This is a genomic window from Achromobacter sp. 10T422 (assembly GCF_056394065.1).
This window is the reverse complement of record NZ_JBFTHD010000011.1, coordinates 44,217-65,059: the sequence shown is the minus strand read 5'-3', so window position 1 is coordinate 65,059 and position 20,843 is coordinate 44,217. Positions and strand designations below refer to the sequence as shown.

At 63.6% G+C, this 20,843-nt stretch carries 21 protein-coding genes and 1 tRNA gene; 9 read left to right on the top strand and 13 right to left on the bottom strand.

Features of this window, described 5'->3' with window-relative positions; translation table 11 throughout:
* The first annotated feature begins 52 nt into the window (after nucleotides 1-52).
* The 5 genes from AC1DB0_RS26485 to AC1DB0_RS26465 all read left to right on the top strand — a co-directional run bounded on the left by AC1DB0_RS26485 (nucleotide 53) and on the right by AC1DB0_RS26465 (nucleotide 5,690).
* Nucleotides 53-1,135, top strand: a complete 1,083-nt coding sequence (locus AC1DB0_RS26485; RefSeq protein ID WP_054427316.1) for an efflux RND transporter periplasmic adaptor subunit — start codon at nucleotides 53-55, stop codon at nucleotides 1,133-1,135.
* 33 nt (nucleotides 1,136-1,168) lie between these two features.
* Nucleotides 1,169-4,285: an efflux RND transporter permease subunit gene (locus tag AC1DB0_RS26480; protein ID WP_054427317.1), complete on the top strand. Its 3,117-nt coding sequence runs from the start codon at nucleotides 1,169-1,171 to the stop codon at nucleotides 4,283-4,285.
* A 3-nt stretch (nucleotides 4,286-4,288) separates the two neighbouring features.
* Entirely contained in the window at nucleotides 4,289-5,011 is a 723-nt protein-coding gene (gene dnaQ / locus AC1DB0_RS26475) for a DNA polymerase III subunit epsilon (protein WP_054427318.1), read from the top strand.
* A 61-nt stretch (nucleotides 5,012-5,072) separates the two neighbouring features.
* Nucleotides 5,073-5,147 (top strand) — tRNA-Val (locus AC1DB0_RS26470).
* Between the two features lie 375 nt (nucleotides 5,148-5,522).
* Complete coding sequence (locus AC1DB0_RS26465) at nucleotides 5,523-5,690, top strand: hypothetical protein (protein WP_175171640.1); 168 nt, start codon at nucleotides 5,523-5,525, stop codon at nucleotides 5,688-5,690.
* Here AC1DB0_RS26465 and AC1DB0_RS26460 read toward each other — a convergent pair.
* From AC1DB0_RS26460 to AC1DB0_RS26440, 5 genes are all read right to left on the bottom strand, one after another.
* Complete coding sequence (locus AC1DB0_RS26460) at nucleotides 5,677-6,129, bottom strand: YaiI/YqxD family protein (protein ID WP_175171639.1); 453 nt, start codon at nucleotides 6,127-6,129, stop codon at nucleotides 5,677-5,679. The genes AC1DB0_RS26465 and AC1DB0_RS26460 overlap by 14 nt on opposite strands.
* Nucleotides 6,130-6,134: 5 nt before the next feature.
* Entirely contained in the window at nucleotides 6,135-6,401 is a 267-nt protein-coding gene (locus tag AC1DB0_RS26455; protein ID WP_054427321.1) for a hypothetical protein, read from the bottom strand.
* A gap of 42 nt (nucleotides 6,402-6,443) precedes the next feature.
* On the bottom strand, nucleotides 6,444-7,946 hold the full coding sequence (locus AC1DB0_RS26450; protein ID WP_476758289.1) for a TAXI family TRAP transporter solute-binding subunit: 1,503 nt from the start codon (nucleotides 7,944-7,946) through the stop codon (nucleotides 6,444-6,446).
* Between the two features lie 2 nt (nucleotides 7,947-7,948).
* The gene (gene gltS / locus AC1DB0_RS26445) at nucleotides 7,949-9,166 is read right to left on the bottom strand and encodes a sodium/glutamate symporter (protein WP_427944997.1); all 1,218 of its coding nucleotides are present in this window, start codon (nucleotides 9,164-9,166) and stop codon (nucleotides 7,949-7,951) included.
* Nucleotides 9,167-9,331: 165 nt separating this feature from the next.
* Complete coding sequence (locus AC1DB0_RS26440) at nucleotides 9,332-9,838, bottom strand: GNAT family N-acetyltransferase (protein WP_476758288.1); 507 nt, start codon at nucleotides 9,836-9,838, stop codon at nucleotides 9,332-9,334.
* A 278-nt stretch (nucleotides 9,839-10,116) separates the two neighbouring features.
* Between AC1DB0_RS26440 and AC1DB0_RS26435 the strand changes: the two genes are divergently transcribed.
* A complete protein-coding gene (locus tag AC1DB0_RS26435; protein WP_054427325.1) occupies nucleotides 10,117-11,169 on the top strand; it encodes a glycosyltransferase family 2 protein in 1,053 nt (350 codons plus the stop codon).
* Nucleotides 11,170-11,171: 2 nt separating this feature from the next.
* Nucleotides 11,172-12,761 (top strand): ArnT family glycosyltransferase, encoded by a 1,590-nt coding sequence (locus AC1DB0_RS26430; protein WP_476758287.1) that lies wholly within the window; start codon nucleotides 11,172-11,174, stop codon nucleotides 12,759-12,761.
* Here the strand turns inward: AC1DB0_RS26430 and AC1DB0_RS26425 are convergent.
* Nucleotides 12,721-13,116, bottom strand: a complete 396-nt coding sequence (locus AC1DB0_RS26425; RefSeq protein WP_441372305.1) for a GtrA family protein — start codon at nucleotides 13,114-13,116, stop codon at nucleotides 12,721-12,723. The two genes, AC1DB0_RS26430 and AC1DB0_RS26425, sit on opposite strands and share 41 nt — an antisense overlap.
* A gap of 36 nt (nucleotides 13,117-13,152) precedes the next feature.
* On the opposite strand from AC1DB0_RS26425, the gene AC1DB0_RS26420 reads away from it, so the two are divergent.
* Entirely contained in the window at nucleotides 13,153-13,968 is an 816-nt protein-coding gene (locus AC1DB0_RS26420; protein WP_054427378.1) for a ChbG/HpnK family deacetylase, read from the top strand.
* 75 nt (nucleotides 13,969-14,043) lie between these two features.
* On the opposite strand, the gene AC1DB0_RS26415 is transcribed toward AC1DB0_RS26420, so the two are convergent.
* On the bottom strand, nucleotides 14,044-14,907 hold the full coding sequence (locus AC1DB0_RS26415) for a LysR family transcriptional regulator (protein ID WP_054427327.1): 864 nt from the start codon (nucleotides 14,905-14,907) through the stop codon (nucleotides 14,044-14,046).
* A 92-nt stretch (nucleotides 14,908-14,999) separates the two neighbouring features.
* Between AC1DB0_RS26415 and AC1DB0_RS26410 the strand changes: the two genes are divergently transcribed.
* On the top strand, nucleotides 15,000-15,521 hold the full coding sequence (locus AC1DB0_RS26410) for a multidrug/biocide efflux PACE transporter (protein ID WP_054427328.1): 522 nt from the start codon (nucleotides 15,000-15,002) through the stop codon (nucleotides 15,519-15,521).
* Here AC1DB0_RS26410 and AC1DB0_RS26405 read toward each other — a convergent pair.
* Genes AC1DB0_RS26405 through AC1DB0_RS26380 form a run of 6 tightly spaced genes read right to left on the bottom strand, consistent with a single transcriptional unit; the run spans nucleotide 15,496 to nucleotide 20,775 of the window.
* Nucleotides 15,496-16,146, bottom strand: a complete 651-nt coding sequence (locus AC1DB0_RS26405; protein WP_054427329.1) for a GntR family transcriptional regulator — start codon at nucleotides 16,144-16,146, stop codon at nucleotides 15,496-15,498. The genes AC1DB0_RS26410 and AC1DB0_RS26405 overlap by 26 nt on opposite strands.
* Complete coding sequence (locus AC1DB0_RS26400; RefSeq protein WP_476758286.1) at nucleotides 16,146-17,111, bottom strand: branched-chain amino acid ABC transporter permease; 966 nt, start codon at nucleotides 17,109-17,111, stop codon at nucleotides 16,146-16,148. Before AC1DB0_RS26400 ends, AC1DB0_RS26405 begins: the two co-directional genes overlap by 1 nt.
* Nucleotide 17,112: 1 nt before the next feature.
* On the bottom strand, nucleotides 17,113-18,015 hold the full coding sequence (locus AC1DB0_RS26395) for a branched-chain amino acid ABC transporter permease (protein ID WP_054427331.1): 903 nt from the start codon (nucleotides 18,013-18,015) through the stop codon (nucleotides 17,113-17,115).
* 7 nt (nucleotides 18,016-18,022) lie between these two features.
* Nucleotides 18,023-19,243, bottom strand: a complete 1,221-nt coding sequence (locus AC1DB0_RS26390; RefSeq protein WP_454668262.1) for an ABC transporter substrate-binding protein — start codon at nucleotides 19,241-19,243, stop codon at nucleotides 18,023-18,025.
* Nucleotides 19,244-19,301: 58 nt separating this feature from the next.
* Nucleotides 19,302-20,027, bottom strand: coding sequence for an ABC transporter ATP-binding protein (locus AC1DB0_RS26385; RefSeq protein WP_054427333.1), 726 nt, complete (start codon nucleotides 20,025-20,027; stop codon nucleotides 19,302-19,304).
* The gene (locus tag AC1DB0_RS26380) at nucleotides 20,020-20,775 is read right to left on the bottom strand and encodes an ABC transporter ATP-binding protein (RefSeq protein WP_054427379.1); all 756 of its coding nucleotides are present in this window, start codon (nucleotides 20,773-20,775) and stop codon (nucleotides 20,020-20,022) included. Before AC1DB0_RS26380 ends, AC1DB0_RS26385 begins: the two co-directional genes overlap by 8 nt.
* Nucleotides 20,776-20,843: the final 68 nt, after the last annotated feature.

Here is a 20,843-nt window from a genome sequence, read left to right as displayed (position 1 = left end):
GTCGTCCTAGTGGGGAAATCCGGTCCGCGCCGCATCACCGCCACATTCGCGCATGAAAAAAGCTGTACTGCTGGCCGCCGTTGCGGCCGGGTTGGCCGCGGGGGCCGCATTGGGCGTTTTTGTGCCGCGATGGCTCGCGCCCGGGGCAGCTCCTGCCCAAACTGCCGCCAAAACCCAGGTCACCCCCGCCGCTCCCGTCCGGGTCGAAGTGGCTTCCGTCAAAGAAATTCCGTTTGCGCGCGGCCTGTCGGCCGTGGGCAGCCTGCGTTCCGACGAGTCCGTCGTGTTGCGCCCGGAAGTGGCGGGCCGCATCCAGTCGATTGAATTCAAGGAAGGCCAGCCGGTTACCCGCGGCCAGACCCTGATCCGGCTGGACGACTCCGTGCCGCGCGCCGAACTCGCACAGGCGCGCGCCAACCTGACGCTGGCGCAGAGCCATTACCGGCGCGCCGTGGAATTGCAGGGCAAAGGGTTCGTCAGCCAGCAGGCCCGCGACGAATCCGCCAGCACGCTGAAAGTTCAGGAAGCCGCCGTGGCGCTGGCGCAGGCGCGGCTGGACAAGATGACGATTTCGGCGCCGTTCGGCGGCATCGCCGGGCTGCGCAGCGTGTCCGTGGGCGACTACGTGAACCAAGGGCAGGACCTGGCGCCGTTGGAAGCCATCGACCCGCTGAAAGTGGACTTCCGCGTGCCGGAAATGTATTTGAGCAAGGTGGGCGTTGGCCAGCAGCTGACGCTGCGTCTGGACGCGCTGCCGGGCCAGGAACGCCAGGGCCTTGTTTACGCCGTCAGCCCGCTGGTGGATGCGGGCGGCCGCTCGATTTTGCTGCGCGCCACCGTCGACAACAAGGATTCGGTGCTGCGTCCGGGCATGTTCGCGCGCGTGCAATTGCTGTTCAATCAGGACAAGGCGCTGGTGGTGCCGGAAGCGGCGTTGTCGCCCTCGGGCGAGACCCAGTACGTGTACCGGGTCAAGGATGGCCGCGCCGAACGGCGCGAAGTGACCATCGGCGAACGCCGTGAAGGCCGCGTCGAAATCTTGACCGGCGTGGCGGCGGGCGATCAGCTCGTGGTGGCGGGCATACAGCGCGTGACGGACGGCGCGGCCGTGAACGTCGTCGGCAGCGGCACGTGAGGCCGGCTCACATTTTTTCTTGGCGGTGACGCAATGCGTATCTCGGAAACTTGCATCAAGCGGCCGGTGTTTGCGTCGGTGCTATCGCTGATCATCGTGCTGATCGGCCTGATCTCGTACTCGCGGCTGACGGTGCGCGAATATCCGAAGATCGACGAGCCCATCGTGTCGGTGGACACCACTTACAAGGGCGCCTCGCCCGAGGTGATCGAGTCCCAGGTGACCAAGCCGCTGGAAGACCAGCTGGCGGGCATCGAGGGCGTGGACGTGATGACGTCCCGCAGCCGTTCCGAACGCAGCCTGATCAACATCAAGTTCAACCTGTCGCGCAACCCGGACGCGGCGGCGGCCGAAGTGCGCGACAAGGTTTCGCGCGCCCGGCGTTTCCTGCCCGACGAAATCGACGAGCCCATCATCGGCAAGGTCGAAGCCGATTCCCAGCCCATCATCTACATCGCGGTGGAATCGGGATCGTTCTCGGCCATCCAGACGTCTGACTACATCAACCGCTACATCAAGACCCGGTTGTCCGTGTTGCCGGGCGCGGCAGAAGTCCGCGTGTTTGGTGAACGCCTGCCGTCCATGCGCATCTATGTCGACCGCGACAAGCTGGCCGCTTACGGCCTGACCGTGCAGGACGTGGAAGCGGCGCTGCGCAGCCAGAACGTGGAAATTCCGGCGGGCCGCATTGAATCGCGCGCTCGGGAATTTTCGGTGGTGTCATCCACCGACCTGCAAACGCCCGCGCAATTCGAAGACGTGATCGTGGCCAACGTGAAGGGCTATCCGGTCCGGCTGCGTGACGTGTCCAAAGTGGAAATCGCCGCCGCCAGCGACCGCGTGCTGTCGCGCTTTAACGGCAAGCCCGCCATCAACATCGGCGTGACCCGGCAGTCCACCGCCAACCCGCTGGAATTGTCGAAGGCCGCGCGCCAGGAAGTCGAGCGCTTGAACGAGACGCTGCCGGCCGGCATGAAGCTGACCATTGCCTATGACTCGTCGGTGTTCATCGAACGCTCCATTGATTCCGTCTTCCACACCATCGGCGAAGCCATCATTCTGGTGGTGCTGGTGATCTTCTTTTTCCTGCGCAACCTGCGCGCCAGCATCATCCCCATCGTCACGATTCCGGTGTCGCTGGTGGGCGCGTGTGCGCTGATGTACTTCTTCGGTTTTTCGATCAACACGTTGACCCTGCTGGCGATGGTGCTTGCCATTGGCCTGGTGGTGGATGACGCCATCGTGGTGCTGGAGAACATCTACCGGCACATCGAAGAGGGCATGCCGCGCAAGGAAGCGGCGCTGCGCGGCTCCAAGGAAATCGGCTTTGCGGTGGTCGCCATGACGATGACGCTTGTCACCGTGTACGCCCCGCTGGCGTTTGCCACCGGGCGCACGGGGCGGCTGTTCATCGAATTTGCGCTGGCGCTGGCGGGCGCGGTGTTGGTGTCGGGCTTTGTGGCGCTGACGCTGACGCCCATGATGTGTTCCGTGCTGCTGCGCCATGAAAGCAGCCATAGCCGCTGGTACAACCTGATCGAAGGCTGGCTCAATGCACTGAGCAACGGCTACCGCCGCCTGCTGGGCGCGTCGTTGCGCCATCGCTGGCTGGTGGTGGTGATCGGCCTGGCCGTGGCGGCCGGCAGCGGCGTGCTGTTCAAGGTGGTCAAGAGCGAACTGGCGCCTATCGAAGACCGCGGTGTGGTGTTCGGCATTGTCAGCTCGCCCGAAGGCGCCACCTTGAACTACACGCTGGACAGCATGCTGGGCATCGAAAAGTTCTATTCGCAAATTCCGGAAGCCAGCGGCAGCCAGGTCACGGTGGGTTTTCCGACCGTGACGGACGGCACCGCCATCCTGCGCTTGAAGCCGTGGGAAGAACGCGACCGCAAGCAGCAGGCCATCACCCAGCAACTCCAGCCGCAATTTGCGTCGCTGCCAGGCGTGCGCGCCTTCCCGACGAACCCGCCGTCGCTGGGGCAGTCTGCGCGATCCAAGCCGGTGGAATTCATCATCATGAGCCAGGCGTCGTATGCGGAACTGTCGCGCCTGACCGAAGTATTCCTGACCGAGCTGCGCAAATATCCCGGCTTGCTCAACCTGGACACGGACCTGCGCTTGAACACGCCTGAGCTGCGCGTGCGGGTGGACCGCGACAAGATGGCCGACGTGGGCGCCAATGTGGATACCGTGGGCCGCACGCTGGAGTCGATGCTGGGCGGCCGTCAGGTCACGCGCTACAAGGACGAGGGGGAGCAGTACGACGTGATCGTGCAGGTGACGCCGCGCGACCGCGCCAACCCCACCGATATTTCGGGCATCTACGTGCGGGCGCGTGATGGCAGCATGGTGCAGCTGGATAACCTGCTGGGCGTGCATGAAGGCGTGTCGCCGCAGTCGCTGAACCACTTCAACCGCCTGCGCGCAGTGAAGATCGACGCCGCCGTTGCGCCGGGCTACGCGCTGGGTGAAGTGCTGACGCACATGCATCAGGTGGCGCGTGATGTCTTGCCCAACACCATCATTACCGACCTGGACGGGCAGTCGCGCGAATTCCGCGATTCATCCGGCAGCATCTATCTGGTTTTCGGCATGGCGCTGGCCTTCATCTACCTGGTGCTGGCCGCGCAGTTCGAAAGCTGGCGCAACCCGTTCATCATCATGCTGTCCGTGCCGCTGTCCATGACGGGCGCGCTGCTGGCGCTGTGGCTCACGGGCGGCACGCTGTCCATCTATAGCCAGATCGGGCTCATCACGCTGGTGGGGCTGATCACCAAGCACGGCATTCTGATCGTGGAATTCACGAATCAATTGCGCGACGAGGGCCGTGAGCTGTTCGCCGCCGTCACCGAGGCCAGCGTGCTGCGCCTGCGCCCGATTCTGATGACGACGGGCGCCATGGTGCTGGGCACGGTGCCGCTGGCGCTCTCCACGGGCGCGGGGGCGGAATCTCGCCAGCAGATCGGCTGGGTTCTGGTCGGCGGGCTGATGCTGGGTACACTACTGACCTTGTTCGTCGTGCCGGTGGCCTACACGCTGATTGCCACCGCACGCAAGAAACCCGGCCATGCCGGCAGCGCAGAGCATCCCCCGGCCCACCCGCCGGGCGCCCACACGCCGCCGGCTTCGGCCAATGCAGCGTCGGAATAAGTCATGCGCCAGATCATCTTTGACACGGAAACCACCGGACTGGACCCTGCCCAGGGTCATCGCATCGTTGAGATCGGTTGTGTGGAAATGGTCAACCGGATGTCCACGGGCAACAACCTGCACATCTACCTGAACCCGGACCGAGACAGCGACCCCGAGGCCTTGGCGGTGCACGGGCTGACGACGGAATTCCTGTCCGACAAGCCCCGCTTCGCTGATGTGGCGGACGAATTCGTCAAGTTCATCCAGGGCGCGGAACTCATCGCGCACAATGCCGCGTTCGACGTGAAGTTCTTCAACGCCGAATTGGCGAAGACGGGCCGCGGCCCGATCACCGACTACTGCGAGACGGTCACTGATTCGCTGCTGCACGCCCGTTCGCTGTTCCCGGGCAAGCGCAATTCGCTGGACGCGCTGTGCGACCGCTTCGGGATTTCCAATGCGCACCGTACGTTGCACGGCGCATTGCTTGACTCGCAGTTGCTGGCGGAAGTCTGGCTGGCCATGACGCGCGGGCAAGACGCGCTGCTGATCGATGTGGACGACAACGATGGCGCAGGCAGCAATGGCATAGTGCTGGCCAAGTTCGATGCGTCGGGCCTGGTGGTGCTGAAGGCCAGCGACGCCGAGCTCGCCGAGCACGAAACCTATCTGGCGGCGTTGGACAAATCGGTGGGCGGCGAGTGCGTGTGGCGCAAGATGGATGCGCCGGTCGCGGCGGCATAAATAATTTTCTAAGGCGACTTGCGCACGTTTTAAAAAACATGCTATTATTTCGCCTCTTTCAGGGTGGTTAGCTCAGTGGTAGAGCACTGCCTTCACACGGCAGGGGTCACAAGTTCGAAACTTGTACCACCCACCAAAGACCCTTGGAAGACAACGCAGGTGTAGTGAAGTTAAGTTTGTATAAGCGTGTTCGAAAGAGCACGGGTTGTATGAATGAACTGAAACGAGCGCCATGGGTTGTCGACAAGCCGCACCGGGGGTGCAAAGCAATCAAGCCAACCTTAATCGGTTGGCTTTTTTGTTTTCCGGAGCCTTCTTCGGATTGATTCCGGGGTCATCGCGGGATCATCTCGGGGTCATCGCGGGCTCATCTCTTGATGTGGCGCAAACCGAGCTTTCGCGATTGCGTCGCAGCGCATGTCATTGGACGATCACCCTGCCTATCATGGTGATAACGAAGACAGTGCGTGGCCAAAAGAATGGCCAAAAGAATGGCCAACAGGAGACCTCCATGGATGCCCACACCAATACCATGTTGATCATTGTCGTCACGGGCGTGGCGCTGATGCTGGTCGGTTTCGGGCTGCGAGACCGCAATCTGGGGATGGGCCTGATGGGCGTGGGCCTGATTACGGCCCTCGGCACCATCCTGTACAAGGCCTACATCACTTTTTATTGAGCCGCGCGAGCAGCGAGTCCAGCTGATTGGCGAACGCCTTGCGGTCGGCCTGGCTGAATGACGGCGGGCCGCCCGTGTCCACGCCGCTTGCGCGCAATTCTTCCATCATGTCCCGCACCGCCAGCCGTTCCCGGATGGTCTCTGGCGAATAACGTTCGCCGCGCGGGTTGAGCGCCATCGCGCCTTTTTCCAGCACTTCAGCCGCCAGCGGAATATCGCCAGTGATCACGAGATCGCCCGGCTCCGCGCGCTCGACGATATGCGCATCGGCGACATCAAAGCCGCGTGGCACCTGCACAGCGCGGATGAGCGGGGAAGGCGGCGTGAAGAGCATCTGGTTGGCGACCAGGGTCAGCGGTACCTGCCAGCGCTGCGAGGCGCGAAACAGGATGTCTTTAATGACCCCGGGGCAGGCGTCGGCATCGACCCAGATGTGCATTGCGCTTATTCGCCCAGCGACTTCTGCAGCAGCTCGGCCACGATGTCGTTGGTGGACACACCGCGTTCGGCGGCCAGGGCGCGCAGCTTGTCAGCATGGGCTTGCGACACTTTCAGCGGAAACGGCACCAGGCCGGCGGCTTGATCCAGCTTGCGCTGTTCGCGGCGGTCGGGGGCTTGCGAGGCGGTGCCGAAGCGGTCGGGCGTGGAGGACTGCTTCAACTGGCTGGCCAGCTTCAGGGCCTGGTTCTTTTGGAGATCAAATTTATTCATGGGAATTCCTGATTAGGAGCGCAATCATAAGCGCATCCGGCATCAACTCGGTTTGGCGTGCTCCAGCGCGGCCAAACCTTCCTCGGCGCCGTCGTGCAACGGCACGGTCAGCCCACGCCGGGCATTGGTCACCGAGACCTGCGCGCCTTGCGTCGAGCCGGCAGCCAGCAGGTCCTGGCCGGTCTGGTAGACGGCGCGCACCACCATCAGCGCTTCGTCGCGGGTCAGGTTGGCCGTGGTCAGCAGCAGCGCCGCGGTGCCGATGGTGGGAATCGGTTCCGGTTGATTCGGATACGTGCCCGCCGCAATTTCCAGCGGCATCAGGTCGGCATCGGCCTTCGTCAGCGATTTGATGGCGGCCGGGTCCAGCGGCAGCAGCTTCAATTTCGCCTGGGTCAGCGCGTCGCGCAGGGGCGTGGCGGGTACGCCGATGACCTGCGCGGCGGCATCCACCGTGCCCGCTTGCAAGGCTGGCAGCGACGCCGCGAAGGGCGTGTCCGCGATCTTGTAGTCGCGCCCTGCTTGCAGGCCATGGGCCGCCAGCACGTTTTCCAGCGTGGCGCGCACGGCGGACCCTTCCGGCCCCAGCGCAATGGTCTTGCCCTTCAGGTCGCGGATGGTGCGCAGCGCCGGATCGTCGCGCACGACGACGTGGACAAGTTCGGGATACAGGCTGCCCAGAGCACGCAGCCCGGTGAACGGGCCTTCCGACGCGAACGGGCCACGGCCTTCGTAAGCCATGCGCGCGGTGTCGCCTTGGGCCAGCCCGACCACGGCGTCGCCGCTACGCAGCAGCGCAATATTCTCGGCGCCGCCGCTGGTAATCAATGGCGCCACACGGATCTGATGGGTGCGCGCCACCGCGCTCAATGCGCGGGCAAAGGCCAAGTACTCGCCGCGGTCCGGTCCGCCCGCCAGCGGGTAGCCCTGTTGCAATCGGGCCAGCCGGCCATTGATACGCGCCACCGAGCGCTCCAGCTCCTGCTGCACCACGTGTTGCGCGGTGCTGGAGGCGCTGTAGGCGACCGAATGGGTGATCTGATCCAGCGTGTCCAGCAGCCGCTTGGTGACGGGCGGGGGGGCACCGGTATCCAGCGAGGGGGCTTCGGCCGCCTTGAAGCCGGCCGGCGTCACCAGCTTCCAGTCATCGCCTTCCTGCCGGTAGATGGCGCTGGCGTGCGCAACGATACGGTCACCCGCCTGATTGCCGCCAGACTTCACGCCACTGATGCTGCGCGGGCCTGCGCCCAGCAAGGTCACCAGCGACGCCGCACCCGGCTGGTCCCAGGCGCCCAACGCGATATCCCGGCCCACGCCCAGCTCGACGTCGTAATAGACCACGCGGCGGGTTTCGCCAGCGGGCGCGGTGCTGTCGGACGCCGAGCCCATGCGTTTGAGTTCGGTGATGCGGAACAGGCCGTCGCCGTAAGTGGAGGCAAGCACGCGCTCGACATCGGCGCGCAACGCATCCGTGTCTGGTGCGCGGCCGCAGGCGGCCAGCAGCAGGCACAGCGCAATCAGCAGATAGCGTTTGAAGTGGACCATGCTCACATCCCTCCCACGAACGGCAAGGAGATCAAGGACGTCAGCACGATCACGTTCAGGATGTCGACGAGGAATGCGCCCGTGACCGGCACCACGATGAACGCTTCCGGCGCGGGACCGTGCCGGCGTGTCAGCGCCTGCATGTTGGCAATCGCGGTGGCGGTTGCGCCCAGGCCGAAGCCGCAGAATGCCGCCGACATGATGGCCGCTTCGTAATCGCTCTTGAGAATGCGGAACACCACCCAAGCTGCGTACAGCGCGCAGAACAAGGTCTGCACGACAAGCATCAGCGCCAGCGGACCTGCCAGGCGGGCAACGCTGGATAAGTCCAGCGTCATCATCGTCATGCCCAGGAATAGCGACAGTGAAATCGTGCCGATGATCTCGGTTGCGCGGTCATCCAGTTTCAGCCCCAGGCGCGCACCGCCATTGCGGATGATCACGCCGGTGGCCAGGCACCACAGGAAGTTCGGCAGGCTGACAGGCGCGTCTTCAACCAGCATCGCAAGATAACCGCCGAACACCAGGCACACGAACGCCGCCGTCAGCGACACGATGTACGAGCCGGCGGTGGACGGCGCAGCTTCCTCTGCCAGGGCGGCGGGGGCTTGCCCCGATTGCGCCGCCTGGGCTTGATGGTCCAGGCTGCCGGCGAGCTTGTGCCGGCGCATCAGCCATTCGGCCACCGGGCCTCCGACAACGCCGCCCAGCACCAGCCCCAGCGTGGCGGACGTCATCGCCAGCGCCATCACATCCTGAATATTGTTGAAGTCGGCAAAGCGCGTGGCATAGGCCGCACCGGTGCCGTGTCCGCCCACCAAGGTGATCGTGCCCCCCAGCAAGCCCATGAGCGGATGCATGTCCAGCAGCCAGGCCATGCCCAGACCCACGGCATTCTGCAAGACAAGGAAGGGAATCAGCGCCAGCAGGAATGCGATCAGGCGCGGGCCGCCTTTGGCAAGCAGCTTCAGGTTGGCGGTAAGCCCGATGCTGCCGAAGAACAGTAGCAGCAGCGTGGGCCGGATGCTGGTCTCCAGCGAGACCGAGACGCCGCCCCAGTTCGACAGCAGATACGCAATGACGGCGAATAGCAGGCCGCCCACGATGGGGTCGGGAATGCTGTAGCGGGCCAGGATACCGATCTTGGTGGTCAGCACGCGTCCAACGACGAGTACCAGGCAGCAAGCCAGCAGGGATTGAACGGGCGAAAGCGAAATCATATGGGCCTTCGCGCCCCAGACAGGGCGCCGCAATTCAGACTATCGGAACCGTTGCCGCCACATCATTCGAAATGTGCGCCTATCTTACGGCCACGCAGGCCGCAATGTATAGGGACGGGGCAACGCGCGTGCTCCCGCGTGGCGGGAGCCGCGTAATTGAAGGGGTTAAAGCGGAATGGCCCGGCCCATGTAGCGGGCCTGCGGACCGTAGCCCGCCAGCTTGTCGGCCAGCTCGGCGGCCAAGCGCTCGCCCTGTTCTGCGACCGGGTGGTAACCCTGGCGCAGCCAATAGCTCACGGCGGATTCCAGCGACACGAGGCTCGCGCGACGCAAGCCGTGATCCATCGCTGCCGACGCCGCGGTCCGCAGTAACGCCTGGCCCACGCCCAGGCCTTGCGCCGCGGGCACCACGGCGCAGTCATGCAGGAACCAGTGGTCGGCCTGCGCGGGCAACGTGGTCAGCGCCACGTCCAAGGCGGGCGGCAGCCCGGCATCCCAGGGGTAGGAAATCAGATAACCCAGCAGGGTGTCGTCGTCCTGCGTTCTGGCCACCCAGCAATAAGCAGGCGCCAGTGCCAGGCGGTTCAGGAAGAAGGCCGCGCTTTCCAGCAGAAAGTCGGGGTAGGCCAGGGTCTGGGCATCCAAAATGCCGTCCACGTCGCTGGCCAGCATAGGGCGGACTCGGTATTGCATGACAACCTGTGAAAACAAAATCTGGGCGCATTTTACCGATGTCGGCGTTTGGGGCAGGGCGCCGCTTTACGCAGCTTCACAAATCGGGGACACAGATTTACGCGATGTTTACGCGGCTTCATCGTTTTCAGCGTGCCGCTGCCTAGAATTCTCTAGCGGCATCGTGCGTGCAAGCGTGTGCCGCATTTCATGAAAATTCGACGAGGCGCTGCGCATACTGCTCGGCATAGCGTCCTGTATTTCGATCAAAGCGTCTTATGCACATCCAATTCCGGTCCGACCCGATTCCTCAGCAAGTGCTGACCAAAGCGTATCCCCTGGAGTCGCTCTGGTCATCTCGAGTTGCGGCCGTGCCGTATGACACCTGCGTGACGTGCGTCATTCCCTGCCTGAACGAGGCCGAGAACCTGCGCGTCTTGCTGCCCTTGTTGCGCGTGCGTCTGTCGGCGCTGTGCACGGGCTGGGAAATCATCGTTGCCGATGATGGCAGCACTGACGGTACCGAGGCGCTGATGGCGGAATGGACGCAGCACGAGGGTTTTCGCTACGTGCAGCTGTCGCGTAATTTCGGCAAGGAAGCGGCGCTTAGCGCTGGCCTGGAAGCGGCCACCGGCAACGCGGTGATCTGCCTGGACGCCGATTTGCAGCATCCTCCCGCCCTGATCGAACAAATGCTTGCCCGCTGGGCCGCCGGCGCCGAGATGGTGTATGCCGTGCGCGAAACCCGTGAAGATGAGTCGTGGTTGAAGCGTTCTGGCGCCCGTTGGTTTTACAAGCTGCTGAGCAGCGCGCGTGGCGTCGATGTGCCCGCGCATGCTGGTGATTTCCGCCTGATGGACCGCAAGGTGGTGGACGCGCTGATCGCGTTGCCCGAACGCACTCGTTTCATGAAAGGCCTGTACGCATGGGTGGGCTTCAAAGGTGAAGCACTGCCCTATACCCCCGACGAACGCATGCACGGCAATAGCCGCTTCAGCGGGATGCGATTGTTCCGCCTGGCTCTGGACGGGCTGACGGCATTCACGACGTGGCCTCTGCGTCTGGTCAGCCTGGTGGGCGTGGCCTTTGCATTGGTGGCGATGTCGTACGCGGCCTATCTGGTGGGTGACTACCTGATGTCGGGCAACCCCGTTTCCGGCTGGACGACTATCGTCACCGCGGTGTTGTTCTTTGCGGGCGTGAACCTGATCTCGCTGGGCGTGGTGGGTGAATACGTCGCCCGTATCTTTGATGAAGTGAAGGGCCGGCCGTTGTACGTCGTGCGCCGCCGTCAAGGCAAGGCGTCGAACGCGGACTCGGCTACAGGCTGAGCATGGCCGTCGGCCCCGTGTCCGTGGCGCGCTTCGAATGGACCCCGCCCGCGGGCCGATTCCTGCTTGTCGTTGGCGTGTGGCTGGCATTGCTGGCTTGGATTCGGCCGTTGACGCTGCCTGACGAAGGCCGTTACGCAGGCGTGGCGTGGGACATGCTTCGCAGCGGTTCGCACGCCGTGCCGTTGCTGGACGGCATGCCTTACTTTCACAAACCCCCGCTCTATTACTGGCTGACAGAACTGTCATTCACGGTATTCGGCGCGCATCCCTGGGTGGCGCGGCTGCCGTCATGGCTGGCCGCCTGGGCGTCATCGGCGGCGCTGTACGCCTTTGTGCGCCGCTATCGCAATCACGCGGCGGCCACGCTGACCGTCCTGATCCTGTGCACGATTCCGTTCTTCTATGGCGGCGCGCAGTTTGCAAATCTGGACATGCTGGTCGCCGGCATGATCACGCTGTGCGTGCTGGCCGCGGTGGACACCATTCTGCGGCAAGAGCGCGGGCAGCCCTATCGCGCCATGTCGTTGGCCGCCGCCGCGCTGGCCGCGTTGGCGGTGTTGGCCAAGGGCTTGATCGGATTGGTGTTGCCCGGCGTCATCCTGTTGATCTGGATGGCATGGCGCCGCCGTTGGGCAGGTCTGGCAGCGGTGATGTGGCCGCCAGCGCTGTTGCTCTTCGCCATCGTGGCGGTGCCGTGGTTCGTGCTGATGCAGCTGCGCTTTCCGGGCTTCTACCATTACTTTTTCGTCTATCAGCATTTTCAGCGCTTTGCGGCAAGCGGCTTCAACAATGCGCAGCCGTTCTGGTTCTACTTGCCGGTCGTGGCGGGTTTGAGCCTGCCGTGGTCGCTGTGGGGCGGCGGCATCATGCGCAAGGTGTTTTGGCAGGACGACGCCACGCGAGACTTGCGCCGTTTGGCGTTGGTCTGGTTTGCGGTGGTGATCGCCTTTTTTTCCGTGCCGCAATCCAAGCTTGTCGGCTATGTGCTGCCGGCCTTGGCGCCGCTGGCGTTTTTGCTGGCCGAAGTCATCCTGGGCGCATGGCGCGAGGAAGGCGGCGACGCCACCGCGCCGCGTCTGGTCAAACTTAGCGCGGGCGTCGCGGCTGCGATCTGCGTCGTCGCCGTCGGGGTTGCCGCCCACAATGCGCGAGGCAGCGCCGGGCCCCTGGCCACGGTAGTGCGTGAGCACGCCCGCCCGGACGATACCTTTGTCGCCCTGCATACCTATCCCTTCGACCTGGCGCTCTACGCCCAAGCGCCGCGCCCCATGTGGGTGGTGGACGACTGGCTGGATCAGGACGTGCCGGTGCGTGATAACTGGCGCAAGGAACTCTACGATGCCGCAACGTTTGATCCGGCGTTGGGCAAGGAGCTGCTGGTCAGCTCCGCGGAATTCAGCTCGCGGCTCTGCGCCGCACCGGACGGCGCGCGCTATTGGGTCTGGGGCAGCCGATCTGACGGCCCGGTTTACGCGCCATTGCGGGGGCTGGACCCAATAGCAAGCGGTGTGAAGACCGTGATGTGGCGCGTGGACATTGACGACGCGTTCAGACAGCGGGCTTGTGGCGGAACGCCCAAAGCCGGCTAGCGATGAAGGTCGCAAACGCCAGCCCGATCAGAATCAGGGCTAGCAACAGGTCGTACGGAATGGCGGTGGTATGCAGCAACAGCGCGTAGGCGGATTCATTGATGGCGAAGCCCACGGCTGAAATCAGAAAGAAACGACGGACGGCTATTGTCCAGGGTGTTTGAGAATGTCTGAAGGTAAGCCGGTAGTGTCCGGCAAAAGAAACGACGAAGGCGATCAGCCAGCCGACCAGGTTGGCCGCCAGTGGTGGAAGGCCAAGCAGTTCGACACAGCCCACGGCAACGGCCCAGTGGGTGGCGGCGGCGGCGCAACCCACCGCAATGAAAAGGCTGATCTGCTGAAGAAAGGCGCGCATGGGTGCCGTGGTGAAATGGGAATGCGAGGTGCAGCGATGAGCAAACATATCGTGGTCTGCGGTGACGATTTTGGCATGAATGCCGATATCGATGAAGGCATGATCGCGCTGGCCGGCATGGGCCGTATCAGCGCGGTAAGCGGCTTGTCGTTGGGCCCCACATTTGCGCAGAATGCGGGCCGTCTGGCGGCGCAAAATGTGGACATTGGCCTGCACGTGAATTTCTCGGAAAACCTCAGCGCCGATGCTGCGCCGATGCCGTCGCTGCGCAAGCTGATCTTCAGCGCCTATGCCGGCCGGCTTGATCCGGCGTGGATCGATGCGCAGCTGAATCTTCAGTTTGACGCCTTCGAGGCCGCATTCGGCCGCGCGCCCGATTACGTGGATGGCCACCAACACGTGCATCAATTGCCCGGCATCCGTGAACAGGTGCTGGCGCAATTGAAGCGCCGTTATGGCGACGCCATGCCGTGGTTGCGCCAGACCGCGCCGGGCGCACTTTGCGGTATCCCCCTGAAAGAATCGATCAAGGCGCGCATCATCGGCGCCTTGGGTTCAGGCGCGTTGGCCCGCCAGGCGCAACAGGATGGGTTGCGCACCAATCGCCGGCTGCTGGGCGTGTATGGATTCGAAGGCGGCAAGCGCCGTTACGCTGACCTGTTGCAGAACTGGCTGTTCAACGCGCGCGACGGGGACTTGTTGATGTGCCACCCCGCCATGGATTGCAAGGACGGCAGCCCCATGTCGCGCCAGCGCCGCGCCGAGTTCGACGTGCTGGCCAGCCCCAAGCTGGGTGAGTGGATAAGCGCCAACGGCGTGCGCATCTCGCGCTTGCCGGCCACAGCGCGTTGATATCGTGCGTTGATACGGGGCGTTGGTATGGCGCGTTGATATGGCGCGGTGATACGGGGACCGGCCGTTTAATGTCTAACCGCGAGCCAGGCTTTCCAGCAGCCACGCGCCTGCAGGGCCCAACGCGCGGCGGGTGGACCACACCGCGTCTACGCGGATGTGGCGAGGCCAGCCCGGCACCGTCAGCTCGACCAATTGGTCGCGCCCGAAACGTTGGATCATCCAACGCGGCAATTCCGTCCAGCCAAATCCCAGGCTGGCCATTTCCAGCAGCATCAGATAACCCGGCGCCGACCACGTTGCGTGCGGCGGCGCGGTGTCTTTGTCGTTGAGTTCAAAAGTGCTCAGGCGCAATTCGCGTTCGGTTCGCAGCTCATCGGTGGTGACGCACGGGCGGCCCGCCAGCGGATGGCTGCGCCCCACGCACAACACAATTTCGGACCGCTCGGCCAGCGTCGCGTATCCCACATCCGGCGGGTAGGTGTCTTGCGCGGCCATCAGGCCCAGATGCGCGCGGCCTTGCTGCACCAGCGCCACCACGTCTTCGTATTCGGCGATCAGGCATTCGAAGCGCAGCGCGGGGTAGCGCTGGTCGATCTGGCTGAGCATGTTCTCAAACGTTTTTGACTGGAAGGTGTCCGACAGCACCACGGTCAGGCGGGGCTCCAGCCCTTCGGCCAACTGGTTGGCGCTGCGGTTGAAGCGGTCGTTGGCCGCCAGCACCTGCAACGCCTGACCCAGCAACACCTGGCCGGCTTCGGTCAATGACGGCTGGCGCTGGCTGCGGTCAAACAGCGCCACGTTCAGGTCCACTTCCAGATTGGCGATGGTTTCGCTGATGGTGGACTGGCTTTTACCCAGCTTGCGGGCGGCAGCTGAAAACGAGCCTTCAGAGGCCACTTGGGCAAAGGCCGCCAAGGATTCAAGCGAGTGGCGCATTGGTATCGGTTTTTCCGATGGATAGTATCTTTATCGTACCGGAAATATCGACGAAAATCGCTCCCACTTTATTGAAACGACCTCGGTGGGTCATGACGCAAGCCAAGAAAACCCTGAAAGAACGCTTTTTCCACGCATTTTTGTTTGAAATTCTCGCCATCGGTCTGTGCGCGCCTGCCGCAGCCTGGGCCATGGGCAAATCCCTGTTTGAAATGGGCGTCCTCACGGCCGTCATCGCCTGGATCGCGCTCGTCTGGAACATGATCTACAACGCCGGCTTCGACCGCGTTGAAAACCGGTTCGGCTTCAAGCGCACGATGCGCGTGCGCGTCGTTCACGCCTTCGGCTTTGAACTTGGCCTGATCCTGATCGTGATTCCGCTGGCGGCGTGGTGGCTCAGCATCAGCCTGTGGGAAGCCTTTGTGCTGGACATTGCGCTGGTGCTGTTCTATCTGCCCTACGCCTTCCTGTACAACCTGGCCTACGACCGTTCGCGCCCTCGCGTGATGGCGTGGCTGAAGCGGGGCCGCGCGGACGCCGTTGCGCCTGCGGCTGCCACCCTTGGCACGCCAGAGGTCGCACCGGCCGCTACGCGTCAATCACCTTGCGCGTAAACATCTCCAGGTAGTCCATTAACGAATCCGCGCCCTTGATGGCCGCGGATTCGTTGCCTGTGGCGATGCCCTGCGCCATCAGCATGTGGCGGCGGGCGCCTTCGGCAATATCGCCCTCGTGCTGGTAGGCGTACCAAAAGCGCCGGCACTGAATGATCAACGGTTCCACCGCGTTCACGGCGGACACATTGCGGCTGGCTTCATGGCAGACGTAGTCGAGCAGCTGGTCGGCATGCATGTAGTCGTCCAGGTTGCCGCCTTCGGAAGCCCGGATCATCTGAGCCGCGCAATCCACGATCTGGGTGCGTTGCGCGGGCGTGGCGCGGCGCGCGGCGCTGGCGGCAATCAACTGCTCCAGCGCGCGGCGGGTCTGGATCAAGTCCATGTGGTCCGCCAGCTGGATCATCGATACGCGCAGGCCGCGCCGGGGTTCCTGGCGGATCAAGCCGGCCGCGACCATGCGCAGCAGCGCCTCCCGCAGGGGCGTGCGCCCCAGGCCGGTTTTCTCCACCAGATCCGCTTCCACGACCGCACTGCCAGGCTGCAATTGCAACGTGGCGATCATGCTTTCGATCTGGTCGTACGCGACATCCGCGGCGCGTCGTTTGGGTTCTGCTCCTGCCATCAATTATTGTTTTCCTTCGTTTTGCGCCACTGCGTGTAGGCCAGCCATTCGCCGACGAACCCGCGTCGGAAGAACGACACGCACAACACGAATATCAGCCCGATGACGATGGTGACGACATCGCCCAGGGTGGCAAGGTAGTTCTGCAAGCTGACGACCAGCGTCGCGCCGACCACCGGGCCCCACACGGTGCCGATGCCGCCCAACAGGGTCATCAGCAGCACTTCGGTGGAGGTAGCAAGGGACACATCATTCAGCGCTACCAGTTGCAGCACCAGCGCCTTCAGCGAGCCGGCAAGACCGGCGACCGAGGCCGACAGCACAAAGGCCAGCAGCTTGCACCGATCCGTATCGTAACCTAGCGAAATCGCGCGCGGCGCGTTGTCCCGGATGGTCTTGAGCACCTGGCCGAACGGCGAATGAATCACCCGGTAGACGAACAGAAAGCCCAGCACGAAGACGCCCAGCGCGAAGTAATACATGTTGGTGTCGATGCTCAGGTCCACCAGCCCCAGGAACTTGCCGCGCGGAATGCCCTGCATGCCGTCTTCACCGCGCGTCCAGCCCACCTGCACCGCCATGAAGTACGCCACCTGCGACAGCGCCAGCGTGATCATCGCGAAATAGATGCCCGTGCGCCGGATGGCCAGCCAGCCGATGGCATAGCCAATGGCGGCCGCCATCGCCACGCCGCAGAGGATGGCGATCTCGGGCGGCAGGCCGCGCGCGCCGAACAAGATCATCATTTCGCCCGCGGCGTAGCCTGCCCAGCCGAAAAACGCCGCGTGGCCGAACGACACCAGGCCGGTGAAGCCCGTGAGCAGGTTGAAGGCCAGCGCAAACAACGCGAAGCACAGCACCTTCATGACAAACACGGGGTAGACGATCTGGGGAAAGAACGGCACCAGCAAGGCAGGCACCAGCAGCAAGGCCAGGATGCGGATGGAAAATGGAATGCGCGACACCTTATTTCTCCTTGCCGAACAGGCCCGCGGGGCGCATCAGCAGCACAACGGCCATCACGATGAACACGACAACGGTGGACGCTTCCGGGTAGAACACCTTGGTCAGCCCTTCCAACAGGCCCAGCGCCAGGCCCGTGACGATGGCGCCCATGATGGAACCCAGTCCGCCAATCACCACCACTGCGAACACGATGTTCAACAGGTTCGATCCCATCAGCGGGTTGATCTGCATGACGGGCGCGGCCAACACGCCCGCCACGCCCGCCAGCGCCACGCCGAAGCCATAGGTCAGCGTGATCATCACCGGCACGTTCACGCCAAACGCCTGCAGCAGCTTGGGGTTTTCAGTGCCTGCGCGCAGCATCGCGCCCAGCCGGGTGCGCTCGAACAGATACCAGGTGGCGATGCATAGCGTCAGCGACGCCACCACCACGAAGCCCCGATACGCGGGCAGGAACATGAAGCCCAGATCGAAACCCCCTTGCAGGATCTCGGGCGGCTCGTACCCCACGCCGGATATGCCGTAGAAGTAGCGAAAGCCGCCTTCCATCATCAGTGCAATGCCGAAGGTCAGCAGCAGCCCGTACAGGTGGTCCAGGTGATAGAGCCGTTTGAGCAGCGTCTTTTCGATCACGACGCCCACCGCGCCCACGACCAGCGGCGCAAGAATCAGCGCCGCCCAGAAGTTGATCTGCACGCCGGGGCCAAGCAGTTGCGGCAGCTGGGTGAAGCCGATCCACGCCAGGAACGCCGCCATCATGAACTGCGCACCGTGCGTGAAGTTGACGATGTTGAGCAGGCCGAAAATGATGGCCAGGCCCATGCTCAGGATGGCGTAGAAGCAGCCGTTGATCAGCCCCACCAACAGTTGGGCCAGCAGCGCGGGAAGCGAGATGTCGAACATGATGGGCTTACGACTTGTTCAGCGGGCAGGCGGCCTGGGGCTTGGGGAATACCTCGTCGCCCTTGAGCACGGATTTCACGTTGTAGTAGTCCCACGGGGCCTTGGATTCGGCGGGCGTCTTCACCTGCAACAGCAGCATGTCGTGCACCAGGGCGCCGTCGGCGCGCAGCTTTCCGTTGCGGATCACGGCGTCGTTGATGGTCATTTCGCGCAGCTTGGCCATCACGGCGGGCGCGTCGTCAGTGCCGGCCGATTCAATTGCCTTCAGGTAGGACAGCGTGGCCGAATACACACCGGCTTGCGACGCCGTTGGCATCTTCTTGGCTTTCTCGAAGAACTTCTTGGCCCAGGCGCGCGAGGCGTCGTCGTAGTCCCAGTAGAACGCTTCGGTCAGGTACATGCCCTGCGCTTTGGGCAGGCCCATGCTGTGCACGTCCGAGATATAGGTCAACAGCGGCGCGACGATCTGCTTCTTGTTGATGCCGAACTCGTTGGCTTGCTTCACGGCGTTGACGGTGTCGTTGCCGGCGTTGGCCAGCGCAATCACGTCCGCCTTCGAGGCCTGCGCCTTCAGCAGGAACGACGAGAAATCGTTGCCCGGGAACGGGTGGCGCGACACGCCCACCACGGTGCCGCCATTTTCCTGGATGACTTCGGTGGCGTCCTTTTCCAGCGAGTGGCCAAAGGTGTAGTCAGCGGTGATGAAGTACCAGGTCTTCTTGCCTTCCTTCACCAGTGCGCGCGCCGTGCCGGCTGCCAGCGCATAGGTGTTGGTCGTCCATTGCGCATTCAACGGCGAACATTTTTCGCCCAGGATCGCGGTGGACAAGCCCGCCGACGGCATCGTCACGCGGTTCTTCTGCTTGGCAATTTCCATCACGGCCAGCGCGGTGGACGCGGTGGGGAAGTCGGTGATCATGTCGACCTTGCCCTGGTCGAACCATTCACGCGCCAGGTTGGCGGCGACGTCGGGCTTGTTCTGGTGGTCGGCGGCAATCACTTCAACCGGCTTGCCCAGCACCTTGTTGCCCATCTCTTCGGCGGCCAGGCGCGCGGCTATCACCGAGCCGTTGCCGGCCAGGTCGGAATACACGCCGGACAGGTCGGTCAGCACGCCGACCTTGACGACGTCGTCGCTGATCTTGGCTTGCGCGTGCGCGGCGCCCGCAGGCACCGCGCCGGTGAAGCCCAGGACGAACAACGCTGCTGCGATTCGATTCAATTTCATCTGACTACGCTCCGTGGAGGAATGGGGGACTGCGGTCGGAAGGAGTACGGCGGAAATCTCAAATGCCGAGCAAGGCGTTCAGCTTGTCTTGCGATTGCTGGACCTCGGCGCGGTCTATCACGGCTACCACCTGACCGTGCTCAATGACGTAATGACGGTCGGCCAGGTGCTGGGCGAAGCGGAAATTCTGTTCGACCAGCACGGTGGTGTAGCCGCGCTCTTTCAGTTGCCGGATCACGCGGCCCAGCGATTGCACGATGACGGGCGCCAGGCCTTCGGTGATTTCATCCAGCAACAGCAAGCGGGCGCCGGTGCGCAGGATGCGCGCCATCGCCAGCATCTGCTGTTCGCCGCCTGATAGCCGCGTGCCGGGGCTGTGCGCACGTTCTTTCAGGTTGGGGAACATCGTGTAGATCTCTTCCACCGACATGCCGCCTGGCCCCACCGAGGGCAGCAGCATGAGGTTTTCCTCCGCGGTCAGCGACGCGTAGATGCCGCGCTCTTCCGGGCAATAACCGATGCCCCGGCGCGCGATCTTGTGAGTGGGCATGCCCACCGTTTCCTGGCCTTCGACCTTGATGGAGCCGCTGCGGCGGCCGACGAGGCCAAGGATGGATTTCAATGTTGAGCTGCGGCCCGCGCCGTTGCGGCCCAGCAGCGTGACGCATTCGCCGGGCTTCACGTCCAGATCGATGCCATGCAGGATGTGCGATTCGCCATACCAGGCGTGCAGGTTGCGGATTTCAAGCATGTTGCCGGACGCGCCGGCCAGGGCTTCATTCATCGTCGGCTCCCATGTAGGCTTCACGCACCGCCGGGTTCTCGGACACGGTCGCGTAGGGGCCTTCGGCCAGGATTTCGCCTCGCTGCAAGACGGTGATGGTGTCGGAGATGTCCGCCACCACTTTCATGTTGTGTTCCACCATCAGGATGGTGCGCCCCGCCGACACCTGCTTGATCAGATGTTTGACGCGGTCCACGTCCTCGTGGCCCATGCCCTGCGTGGGTTCGTCCAGCAGCAGCAGCTCGGGCTCCAGCGCCAGCGTGGTGGCGATTTCCAAGGTGCGTTTGCGGCCATAGGGCAGGTCACCCGCCGCCACGTCCAGATGCGTGCGCAGGCCCACCTGGTCCAGCAATTCCTCAACGCGGTGATGCAGGCTTTCCAGCGTGCTTTCGGATCGCCAGAAGCAATAGTCCACGCCCAGTTTGCGCTGCAAGGCCACACGCACGTTTTCGCGCACGGACAGCTGGGGGAACACCGCCGAAATCTGGAACGACCGCACGATGCCGCGGCGCGCGGTTTGCGCGGGGCGCTCCTGCGTGATGTCCACGCCGTCGTACAGGATTTCGCCGCGCGTCGGAATGTGGAACTTGGTCAGCAGATTGAAGAACGTCGTCTTGCCGGCGCCATTGGGGCCGATCAGCGCATGGATGGCGCCGCGCCGCACGCTCAGGTCGACGTTGTTGACTGCCACGAATCCGCGGAATTCCTTGGTCAGGCCACGTGTCTGAAGGATGATGTCGCTTTGCATGGTGTCCGATAGGCGTGCGTGGGACAGGGCCTGGCGCGCGGCGGCTAAGCCGCGCGCCAACGCGTTCG

Excerpts from the sequence above, each read along its gene's own strand:
- AC1DB0_RS26440 (WP_476758288.1), bottom strand. The coding sequence starts at position 9,838 with ATGCTGGCCAGCGACGTGGACGGCATTTTGGATGCCCAGACCCTGGCC.
- AC1DB0_RS26380 (WP_054427379.1), bottom strand. The coding sequence starts at position 20,775 with ATGCAAAGCGACATCATCCTTCAGACACGTGGCCTGACCAAGGAATTC.
- AC1DB0_RS26410 (WP_054427328.1), top strand. The coding sequence starts at position 15,000 with ATGACGCAAGCCAAGAAAACCCTGAAAGAACGCTTTTTCCACGCATTT.
- AC1DB0_RS26485 (WP_054427316.1), top strand. The coding sequence starts at position 53 with ATGAAAAAAGCTGTACTGCTGGCCGCCGTTGCGGCCGGGTTGGCCGCG.
- gltS (WP_427944997.1), bottom strand. The coding sequence starts at position 9,166 with ATGATTTCGCTTTCGCCCGTTCAATCCCTGCTGGCTTGCTGCCTGGTA.
- AC1DB0_RS26465 (WP_175171640.1), top strand. The coding sequence starts at position 5,523 with ATGGATGCCCACACCAATACCATGTTGATCATTGTCGTCACGGGCGTG.
- AC1DB0_RS26455 (WP_054427321.1), bottom strand. The coding sequence starts at position 6,401 with ATGAATAAATTTGATCTCCAAAAGAACCAGGCCCTGAAGCTGGCCAGC.
- AC1DB0_RS26480 (WP_054427317.1), top strand. The coding sequence starts at position 1,169 with ATGCGTATCTCGGAAACTTGCATCAAGCGGCCGGTGTTTGCGTCGGTG.
- AC1DB0_RS26395 (WP_054427331.1), bottom strand. The coding sequence starts at position 18,015 with ATGTTCGACATCTCGCTTCCCGCGCTGCTGGCCCAACTGTTGGTGGGG.
- AC1DB0_RS26415 (WP_054427327.1), bottom strand. The coding sequence starts at position 14,907 with ATGCGCCACTCGCTTGAATCCTTGGCGGCCTTTGCCCAAGTGGCCTCT.
- AC1DB0_RS26390 (WP_454668262.1), bottom strand. The coding sequence starts at position 19,243 with ATGAAATTGAATCGAATCGCAGCAGCGTTGTTCGTCCTGGGCTTCACC.
- AC1DB0_RS26385 (WP_054427333.1), bottom strand. The coding sequence starts at position 20,027 with ATGAATGAAGCCCTGGCCGGCGCGTCCGGCAACATGCTTGAAATCCGC.
- AC1DB0_RS26405 (WP_054427329.1), bottom strand. The coding sequence starts at position 16,146 with ATGGCAGGAGCAGAACCCAAACGACGCGCCGCGGATGTCGCGTACGAC.
- AC1DB0_RS26425 (WP_441372305.1), bottom strand. The coding sequence starts at position 13,116 with ATGCGCGCCTTTCTTCAGCAGATCAGCCTTTTCATTGCGGTGGGTTGC.
- AC1DB0_RS26460 (WP_175171639.1), bottom strand. The coding sequence starts at position 6,129 with ATGCACATCTGGGTCGATGCCGACGCCTGCCCCGGGGTCATTAAAGAC.
- AC1DB0_RS26450 (WP_476758289.1), bottom strand. The coding sequence starts at position 7,946 with ATGGTCCACTTCAAACGCTATCTGCTGATTGCGCTGTGCCTGCTGCTG.
- AC1DB0_RS26435 (WP_054427325.1), top strand. The coding sequence starts at position 10,117 with ATGCACATCCAATTCCGGTCCGACCCGATTCCTCAGCAAGTGCTGACC.
- AC1DB0_RS26420 (WP_054427378.1), top strand. The coding sequence starts at position 13,153 with ATGAGCAAACATATCGTGGTCTGCGGTGACGATTTTGGCATGAATGCC.
- dnaQ (WP_054427318.1), top strand. The coding sequence starts at position 4,289 with ATGCGCCAGATCATCTTTGACACGGAAACCACCGGACTGGACCCTGCC.
- AC1DB0_RS26430 (WP_476758287.1), top strand. The coding sequence starts at position 11,172 with ATGGCCGTCGGCCCCGTGTCCGTGGCGCGCTTCGAATGGACCCCGCCC.